Source organism: Marinimicrobium sp. UBA4509, assembly GCF_002388575.1.
Classification (GTDB): Bacteria; Pseudomonadota; Gammaproteobacteria; order Pseudomonadales; family Cellvibrionaceae; genus Marinimicrobium; species Marinimicrobium koreense.
In genome coordinates this window covers 1-2,308 of the sequence record NZ_DGMV01000056.1, presented here as the reverse complement: position 1 = coordinate 2,308, position 2,308 = coordinate 1, and the positions used below count along the sequence as shown (strand labels likewise).

3 protein-coding genes are annotated in these 2,308 nt (G+C 58.2%); 2 read left to right on the top strand and 1 reads right to left on the bottom strand.

Annotation, left to right across the window (positions count from 1 at the left end; genetic code table 11):
- The first annotated feature begins 161 nt into the window (after positions 1–161).
- The gene (locus tag B3520_RS10710; protein ID WP_123637328.1) at positions 162–767 is read left to right on the top strand and encodes an FMN-dependent NADH-azoreductase; all 606 of its coding nucleotides are present in this window, start codon (positions 162–164) and stop codon (positions 765–767) included.
- Between the two features lie 44 nt (positions 768–811).
- On the top strand, positions 812–1,663 hold the full coding sequence (locus B3520_RS10705; RefSeq protein WP_286805737.1) for a pirin family protein: 852 nt from the start codon (positions 812–814) through the stop codon (positions 1,661–1,663).
- A 165-nt stretch (positions 1,664–1,828) separates the two neighbouring features.
- Here the strand turns inward: B3520_RS10705 and B3520_RS10700 are convergent, their stop codons facing one another.
- Positions 1,829–2,221, bottom strand: coding sequence for a hypothetical protein (locus B3520_RS10700; protein WP_286876022.1), 393 nt, complete (start codon positions 2,219–2,221; stop codon positions 1,829–1,831).
- Positions 2,222–2,308 lie beyond the last annotated feature (87 nt).

The following is a 2,308-nucleotide window of genomic DNA, read 5'->3' as shown; positions in this document are numbered from 1 at the left end:
GCCACTGATCCAGGCTCACTTTCGGTTCCATAGGCCGTCCCCTCAAAATACAACCAATCAAATAATTCGATCAAACTCTTCCAAATATCGCTATTTATCATTCGCTAGTCAAATCATTTAATAGACCCATCGAGTCAACAGTCTCTAAAGGAGATACTCACATGGCGACATTACTTCAGATCAACAGCAGCCTGTCCGGTGACGACGGCCATTCCAGCGCCCTCAGCAACAAGTTCGTTCAGCGCTGGCGCGAGCACAACCCCGGGGGTAAAGTCATCGTTCGCGACCTGGCCCGCCATCCGATTCCGCACCTGGACGCGGAGCGCCTGCACGCCTTCATCACCCCGGCTGAGAAGCGCACGGCCACCCAGCAGGATATCGTGAGCTATTCAGATCAGTTGATCGACGAGCTCAAGCGCGCGGACGTGATCGTCTTCGGTGTGCCCATGTACAACTTCGGCGTGCCGTCTACGCTGAAAGCGTATTTCGATCACATTGCCCGCTCCGGTGAAACGTTTCGCTACACCAGTAACGGCCCCGAAGGTCTGCTGGAAGACAAGCCGGTGTATATTTTTGCGGCCCGTGGTGGTATTTATCAGGGCACCGATGCGGACTCCCAGACCGGTTATCTCAACACCTTCCTGGGCTTTATCGGCCTGACCAAGACCCACTTCGTCTACGCCGAAGGTCTGGCCATGGGTGAAGACAACCAGAAGAAGGCGCTCTCCAGTGCCGAGCAGGAAATTACCGAATTGGCCGCTGCCTGATACAGCGGCCCAGATCAACGGGCAACAACCCGTCGCAGGTGTCTATGCAACGCCAACTGCAACAACTGATTCCGGCCCTCGCCACCAGCGACGGTGCCGGCGTGCGGATCAAGCGCAGCCTGGGGCAAAGCCAGCAGGCGCGTCTGGATCCCTTCCTGATGCTCGACGAGTTCAACTCCGAGAGCAAGGACGACTACATCGGCGGTTTCCCGTCTCACCCGCACCGCGGCTTTGAAACGGTCACCTACATGCTTGAAGGTCATATGTTGCACGAGGACCACATGGGCAACCGGGGCGACCTGAAAAGTGGTGACGTCCAGTGGATGACCGCCGGGCGCGGCATCATTCACTCGGAGATGCCCCAGCAGGAAGAAGGTCGCATGCACGGCTTTCAGATGTGGCTGAACCTGCCTGCGGCGGAGAAAATGAAGCCGGCGGCCTATCGGGATATTCCCGCCAGCGACATCCCGACCCTGGAGCTGGCCAATGGCGGCAAGGTCAAGGTAATTGCGGGTAGTGTCACTGCCGATGGCAAAACGGTGGAAGGCCCGATCCAGGGGCTGAGCACCGAGCCGCGCTACTGGGATGTGCAGTTGCCCGCAGGTGCCACCTTCGAGCAGGCACTGCCGAAAGGGTTGAATGCGTTTCTGTATGTGTTTGAAGGGGATCTGACCATCGGCGAGCCACCCCGGCAGCTGAAGAACGGCGCCGCCGGTGTGTTGAGCGATGGTGAGTCGCTGACCATCACCGCCGGGGATTCTGGAGCCCGTGCGCTGGTATTAGCCGGCAAACCCATTCAGGAACCCATTGCGCAGTACGGGCCTTTCGTGATGAATACCCCGGAGGAGATCGAGGAAGCGATCAATGATTACCGGGCCGGGCGTTTGGCCGGGTAGTTACGGTAGCATCACGTTCGGTTACAGCGTATGCGTCAGCGTTTTGGTAATGGCGGATACCACGAGAGTTCGCGTAGGGCGGATAAGCCAAAGGCGCATCCGCCGTTGCCCAACTTAACGCATCCGCCGTCATCCCCCCCCCGACGCAACTGACCTCACCTACACCTACCGCCCCATCCGCAACGCCACCGCCGTCACCAACGCCCAAACCCAATTGAACACAATCACCAACAACGGCGTCAGGGTCCCCAACCCCAGACCCGCAACCCCATGCGGCGTCTGATACGGAAACACCAGAAACAACTGAATCATGGTCGGGAACAGACTGAGCACAAACGTCTGGGCCCACAGCCGATTATTCAACACCGGCAGCAGAAACAGAAAGCCCCACAGCCCACCCCAGACAATCCTCGGGTACAACCAGTCCGGCGATAACCCCGGAGCGATGGACACCCCAAGCGACTGGCTGATGCCGTACATCCCGAACAGCCAGACCACCAGGCTGTTGCCCAAACCGCCGAGCGAGCCGGCGCCGAAGACCATTAACAGTTTTTTCATTGTTTCCCCCCAAGTAAAAATGGTTTTGGTTACGGCAAACAACCGCAATTTGCGTAGGTCGGATTAGCGCGCAGCGCGTAATCCGAC